General features: G+C 34.5%; 7 protein-coding genes. 2 read left to right on the top strand and 5 right to left on the bottom strand.

Annotated elements, in window-relative coordinates; all coding sequences use genetic code 11:
- Window positions 1-717, top strand: a 717-nt coding sequence (locus tag F3H00_RS07830; protein WP_149703810.1) for a ferritin-like domain-containing protein, incomplete at its 5' end; no start/stop codon positions are given.
- Window positions 717-1,211 (top strand): SixA phosphatase family protein, encoded by a 495-nt coding sequence (locus F3H00_RS07825; RefSeq protein WP_103641092.1) that lies wholly within the window; start codon window positions 717-719, stop codon window positions 1,209-1,211. The genes F3H00_RS07830 and F3H00_RS07825, both read left to right, overlap by 1 nt.
- Window positions 1,212-1,220: 9 nt before the next feature.
- Here the strand turns inward: F3H00_RS07825 and F3H00_RS10795 are convergent, their stop codons facing one another.
- The 5 genes from F3H00_RS10795 to F3H00_RS07800 form a co-directional block, all read right to left on the bottom strand.
- Window positions 1,221-1,988, bottom strand: a complete 768-nt coding sequence (locus F3H00_RS10795) for a methyl-accepting chemotaxis protein (RefSeq protein ID WP_410470411.1) — start codon at window positions 1,986-1,988, stop codon at window positions 1,221-1,223.
- A gap of 494 nt (window positions 1,989-2,482) precedes the next feature.
- Window positions 2,483-2,983: a PAS domain-containing protein gene (locus F3H00_RS07815; RefSeq protein ID WP_103618488.1), complete on the bottom strand. Its 501-nt coding sequence runs from the start codon at window positions 2,981-2,983 to the stop codon at window positions 2,483-2,485.
- A gap of 21 nt (window positions 2,984-3,004) precedes the next feature.
- Window positions 3,005-4,243, bottom strand: coding sequence for a type II secretion system F family protein (locus F3H00_RS07810; protein ID WP_072594213.1), 1,239 nt, complete (start codon window positions 4,241-4,243; stop codon window positions 3,005-3,007).
- On the bottom strand, window positions 4,240-5,991 hold the full coding sequence (locus tag F3H00_RS07805; protein ID WP_148798591.1) for a GspE/PulE family protein: 1,752 nt from the start codon (window positions 5,989-5,991) through the stop codon (window positions 4,240-4,242). Before F3H00_RS07805 ends, F3H00_RS07810 begins: the two co-directional genes overlap by 4 nt.
- 9 nt (window positions 5,992-6,000) lie before the next feature.
- The coding region (locus F3H00_RS07800; RefSeq protein ID WP_188115659.1) for a hypothetical protein at window positions 6,001-6,542 on the bottom strand (542 nt) is incomplete at its 5' end.

Below are 6,542 nucleotides of genomic sequence, written 5' to 3'. Positions count from 1 at the left end.
CGAGATTTTAATATAAATTTTTACGAAAGCTCTAAACCAAACGAGCTAATAGCGCCTAGCTATGCAAAATTTTGTGAAGTAGTTAGCATGAAAGAGCTAAACAAAAAAGTAAAGCCAAAGGATAAAAATTTAAATTTTATCCATTCGGTAGCTCATATTGAATTTAGTGCTATTGACATCGCGCTTGATGCTTGTTATAGATTTAGAAATTTGCCAAGAGAATTTTATGAAGACTGGCTAGAAGTAGCTGAAGATGAGATCAGACACTTTTGTATGATAGAAAATTTGCTCTTAAAACAATGCGGTAGATACGGCGAGCTAAGTGTGCATGATGGGCTTTTTATCGCACTTCAAAAGACTTCAAGTAGTCTAACTAGCCGTATGGCGCTACTGCCAAGATATATGGAGGCAAATGGACTTGATGCAAACGCTCATATTATAAAAAGGCTCGAAGGTGAGGGCGGAAATGAAGAGCTCATTGAGTGCCTAAAAGTTATCTTAAAAGAGGAAGTCTCTCATGTTTATAAGGGTGATAAGTGGTTTAAATTTGCCTGCAAAAAAGAGGGCATTGATGAAAATAGCTACTTTGACATTATCTTAAGTTTGTATCCAAATTCATTTAAAAATGTTAGAGAGATCAATGAGCAAGATCGCTTAAAAGCTGGATTTAGCAAAGAAGAGCTTTGCTTGATAAAGAATTTCTCAAAGGAGAGATAGTGAGTAAAATTTATTTCATAAGACATTCAAAAGCGGTTGATGAGAATAAAGACGGAGCTAAAGATGCTTTAAGGGAGCTTAGTCAAAAAGGCAAAGAAGACGCTAAATTTATGGCAAATAGACTAAAAATGTATGATGTGATGCCAGGGGCTATCTTTTCAAGCAGCGCTAAAAGGTGCGAACAAACGGCAAAGATCATCGCCAAAACTTTAAAATTTAAAGAAGAGACCAGTCTTATAGATGAGCTCTATGATATAAGTTTTGAAGATCTTTTAAAATTTGTCAAAAATATAGATGAGAGTTTGGATGATATTTTTATCATCACACACAACCCAAGCATAACCGAAATTTGCGAGTATTTAAGCGATTCGTCAATAGATAATATCCCAACTTCTGGAATATTTTGCGTTGAGTTTGGATGTAAATTTAGTGAGTTAAAAGAGGGTGGTGCAAAAGCGTTATTTTTTGACCACCCCAAAAAACATCAAAGATAATTTATTGCTTTATTTTTTATCTTTAAAAATTTCGTTATATGAAGTAAAAATTTGCTCGCTTAGATCTTCTATTTTCTTAGATTTATCAACAAAATAATTCAAATTTTGTTCGTTGTAGCCAGAGGCTGACTTCTCGAGCAAGAGTTTGATTTCATTATTTAGCGACGATGTAAGCTCTTTTGACTTATCAAAATTTTTGTTTTGCTTGTGTTCGCTTATACTCTCGTTCTCATACCAATCTAGTAGACTTTGCGCTAAATTACGTATTTCCTCACTGTATCCTTGTTCGTTTATAAGATCAGAGTACACTTTAGTTTTGTAAGCGATTTGCGAAATTTTTGCGATTATAGCAAAGGTTTTATTTTCGACATATTTTGATGTTTGAGCAGTATTTTGTGCGTTCGCATTAAACTCGCTCAATACCTTTTTGAAATTTTCTACATTTTGTGTCGTTAGCTTAGAAATTTCATCGATTTTTTTAGAATTTTCATCGATATCATTTACCTCTTGCTGAAGTGTTTTTATATTGACCTCTATATCGCTTGCGGCTTTTTGTGTATTTTCGGCTAGCTTTCTTACCTCATCAGCAACTACCGCAAAACCACGTCCGTGCTCTCCTGCACGAGCAGCTTCAATGGCGGCATTAAGAGCAAGCAGATTTGTCTGATCGGCAATATCTTTTATTAAATTTAAAACAGAGCTTATTTCAGAAGCCCTAGTGCTTAGCATACCAGTAGCATTTGAGCAGCTTTGTACTAGACCATCAAGCTCTCCCATGTTTTGACTAAGTTCGACGATGTTTGACATATTTTCTCTTGCTATTTGTGCAGTTTGTCTAGCATCTGTTGCTGTTTGGCTTAAATTTTTGATACTTTCATTTAGATCATCTCTTACATAATTTATACCATTTATACCGTTTCCAAGTTTGTCAAGCTCGCTTGATAGAAGACCTCTAACCTTGCTTTTTTGGCCGTCTTTTATACCTGTGACACCCTTGCTCATAGATATGGCATTTCGTTTAAATAAACCCCTAAACCCTTCTACAAATATATTTCTATATGTTTTTGAGTTTTGTGCAGCTTGGACTGAGGTTGAAATTTCACGTTGAAGCGCCTCAACTTGATCTAGCAAATCATTTATGCCAAGGGCGACTTCATACATCTCGTCCTTTTCTCCAACATTTACAATGCGAGGCTCTAGTATGCCATTGCTTGCCGATTTGACAACACTTAAAATCTCATTTATTGCATTTGATTTTTTCTTAAACATATCTAGAACCTTTGCAAGTTGTTTATAAATTCATCATAGCTTGTTGATTTTTCTTCCAAAAATTTTAATAAATATTTTTTAGATGCTTCAATACCGCCATCTCGTTCTAGCTCAAGTAATTTTGCATAAAGTGGTTTTATGATCTCTATTGCTTTTGCATTTGGCTTACGTCTAACAGAATAGTATCCAACGATATTATCTTGCTGATCAAGCGAGGCTGTGATATTGCCAAATACCCAGTAAAATCCACCATTGAGAGTTTTATTTTTAATAAAGGCAAAAATTTCCTCTTTATTTTGTATGCGTTCCCAAAGTAGCTTGAAAATAACTCTTGGCATATCAGTGTGCCTTATTATATTGTGCGGTTTTCCCAAGAGATCGCCTTGTTTTACTCCTACGATATTTAAAAAAGGCTCGTTGCAATAAGTAATCCTTCCTTTTGTATCTGTTTTTGAAACTAAAAATGCGTTCTCATCAACGCCATATTCTTTTTCTATAGACATTTTACTCCTTTAAATATAGATTTAATTTTTAACAGCTTTTGCCATATCCCACATTGGCATAAATATACCAAGGGCGAGCAAAAGCACCATAGCTGCGATAAATATTAGTAGTATCGGCTCAATATAGTTTGAAATATTATCAATAATATCATTAAATTTCACTCTATAATAATCAGTAACTTTTTGTGTCATGTCATCTAAGCTACCACTTTGTTCGCCAGCACCTATCATTTGTATAAGCATACCCTCATAAAGCCCAGTTTGCCTAAAGGCCTCGGTTAAGCTTATGCCACGGCCAACCAGTACTTTTACAGCAGTTAGCTTATTTCTTATGTCTTGATTTGAAACAGTTACAACGGCAGTATCTAGCGCGTCAGCGATAGGAAGTCCTGCGCGAACAAGCTCTGTAAAGATTAGATTAAATCTACTCATATTTGCAAAAAATATTATTTTGCCCACAAGATAGACTTTTAGTAGGTATTTATCGACCTTATCCCTAAAATTTTCATCATTTGAATATTGCCTTTTAAGCAAAAAAGCAAATGCGACAAGAACAACTATTATGTATATGCCGTAATTGCTCATTATGTATTCAATGTTTAGTAAAATTTTAGTAGGAAGTGGTAGATCGGCATTAAGCTGGCTAAAAATTTCTCGAAATTGTGGAACAACTGATGTCATGAGCACGATAAAAGCCAAAATTATAGAGCATATTACGGTTATTGGATACCTTATGGCTTTTTTAAATTTTTGTTGGTTATCCCAGACTTCTTGCAAGATAGAAGCTAGCTTTGATAATGCATCGGCCATATTACCAGTGCTCTCTCCAAGCCTTACCATGGCGACAGTGACATCGCCTAGCTCTTCTTGAAAATTTTCTATACTTTGAGTTAAACTTGCACCTTGATTTAGGTCTTCATCTAGTGTTTGAAATATTGTTTTTAGCCTTTTATCCTCGGTGGCATTTGCTGTCTCTTTTATGCCATCATGTATTGATATGCCAGCATTAGTCATAACGCTAAGTTGCCTTATGGTAGCGACTAGAGCTGGAATTTTTACTTTTGAAGAAGAAAAAATTTTGTTAAATTTTTCTTGTAAATCCAAAAAGTCATTGTTAATACTTGAGACCTGAGTTTCTTTGATCTTTACTATCATGCCTTGAATATTTGCACGATTTTTTACATCATTTTTGCTATTGGCCTTTAGGCTCATCTTTTGGCGTTTGCCATCTTTTATATATTCTATTTCGTAGAATTTCATATCTTGGCAACTCTATATACTTCTTCGATTGTTGTTACACCATTTGCTGCGCGTATAACGCCATCATGGAACATATCTATAAAGCCTTCGTCATAGGCGGCCTTTTTAAGCTCTTCTTTTGAAGCGTTATTTGCTACGATACTTGCTATATGATCGCTGATAGACAATATTTCACTTATCATTTCACGCCCTAGATATCCGGTTTGTGAGCAGTGTTGGCAACCTACGCTTTTATAAAACTGATAATCTTCAGGAAGAAATTTCTTAATCTCATCAAGAGCTTTTTGAGATAGCGTGACTTTTTGTTTGCAATACGGACAAAGCTTTCTTACAAGCCTTTGAGCCTCGATGCAAACTAGTGCACCACTTACTAGATATGGCTCAATACCCATATCAACCATACGAGGTAAAGCGCTAATAGCGTCGTTTGTATGAAGTGTTGAAAAAACTAAGTGACCAGTTAGCGCTGCTTGAATCGCGATTCTAAGCGTCTCTTGATCTCTGATCTCACCTATCATAATAATGTCTGGATCTTGCCTTAAAATAGAGCGAAGAGCCGAGATAAAAGTAAGCCCAGCCTTCTCATTGACATGTACTTGTTGGATCATATTTAGCTGATACTCGACCGGATCTTCAACGGTAATAATCTTAGTTTTTACACTTTTTATATCATTTAATGCACCGTAAAGTGTAGTCGTTTTTCCTGATCCTGTCGGACCAGTAACTAGGATGATACCGTAAGGCGCTTTCATGCTTTTTTTAAACTTAGCAAAGTTATCTGGATGCATACCAAGGTCTTCAATGTTTATGATAACTTTTGATTTGTCTAAAATTCTTAAAACTATGCTTTCGCCATTTAAGATAGGTAGCGTAGAGATACGAAAATCGTACTCTTTATCTAAAATTTGAGCTGAAAATCTACCATCTTGTGGGCGACGGCGCTCTGCGATATCCATATTTGAAAGTAGCTTCATTCGGCTTACCATCGGCGGATAGATATCTTTATCAAATATAAATGTCTCGCTTAGCATGCCATCTATCCTGCTTCTTACGATGCAGTTTGTCTCGGTTGGCTCGATGTGAATATCGCTCGCTCTGCTTTGAATAGATGTTTTTAAAATTATCTCAATTAGCTTTAAAATTCCAGAGCTTTCTGTACTTTGCCCTTGGCTGCTAGAGCTTGAAAGCTCTTTTCTAATCTCTGTAATAACGTCCTTTATGCTTTCATTAAGAGCTATTTTGTTTATATATTTTTCTATCTGGGCTGGATCTGCGCAAGCTACTTTTAATAGCTTTCTGTTAAATAAATTTTGAACTTTATCTTGAATGATCACATCAAAAGGATTTTTAAAAGCAACATAAACGCTTATCTCGTCTTCTTTTACGGGTATGGCGTTATATGATTTTAGCTGCGAGGTGCTTAGTTTTTCACTGATACGGTAGTCGATATCTATATCATCAAGATCAAAAAATGTGATTTTAAATTTATCACATACATATTGAATAAAGCGCTTTTGATCTATCTGAAGGTTAGTTGAAATTTCATCAATGTCAGTGTGTCCTCTTCTATAAATATCAGATAGAATTTCAAAAAAAATCTCTTCTTCTAGCATATTTTCTTCAAGCAAAATAGCCAAAAGACTTTTTTCGTTTATTTTTTTTATCTCTATAATCTTTAAAATTTGCTCATCATTTAGTTTATTAAGTTGCTCTAATGTTTTTAGCGTTAAATTTTCTAAATTATTCATCTCTTCTCTTTATCTATACTCAATCTGCGAAGTAAGATCGTCATTTTTAAAAATTTTTAAAATCATTTTTGCAAAATTTGTGCCAACTATTGCACTAAGCTCATATCTTGTATCTGAATTTGGCTCTTCAAAAATAAATACGCCAAGCTCCTCAACGTATTCTTTTTTGACAAATTTATCAAATATAAATGAAAGAATGTAATCGCTCTTTGGAAGCCTAATATAGCTTATATCAGCCCCATCCAAGATAGCATGAAGCAATAGCTTTTTTTTAAGCAATATATCTGCAAAATATGCTGCATTCTCTCTTGAACTTTGTGTTTTTGATAGCTTGCCTGCCGGAAGAGCGAGCCTATCTATATCATTTGTTTTTAAGCAAGATATACCAAAGATATTAAGAAATTCTTCATTTTGTGAATCTTTTAAAAGATCTTGTATTTTTTGATTACAAATTTTAGGATATTCAGCCTTTTCAAAATAACTTTTGATATCAGCCGTTCCAAGTGCAAAGGCATTTAATGATAAAAATATAACAAGCAAAAATTTCACAA

This window comes from Campylobacter concisus (genome assembly GCF_902460845.1).
Taxonomy (GTDB): Bacteria; Campylobacterota; Campylobacteria; order Campylobacterales; family Campylobacteraceae; genus Campylobacter_A; species Campylobacter_A concisus_X.
The sequence above is the reverse complement of the archived record's forward strand: the minus strand, read 5'-3'. Positions and strand labels throughout refer to the sequence as shown.

Coding starts and splice junctions, on each gene's coding strand:
- F3H00_RS10795 (WP_410470411.1), bottom strand. CDS start 1,988: ATGGGAGAGCTTGATGGTCTAGTACAAAGCTGCTCAAATGCTACTGGT.
- F3H00_RS07815 (WP_103618488.1), bottom strand. CDS start 2,983: ATGTCTATAGAAAAAGAATATGGCGTTGATGAGAACGCATTTTTAGTT.
- F3H00_RS07810 (WP_072594213.1), bottom strand. CDS start 4,243: ATGAAATTCTACGAAATAGAATATATAAAAGATGGCAAACGCCAAAAG.
- F3H00_RS07805 (WP_148798591.1), bottom strand. CDS start 5,991: ATGAATAATTTAGAAAATTTAACGCTAAAAACATTAGAGCAACTTAAT.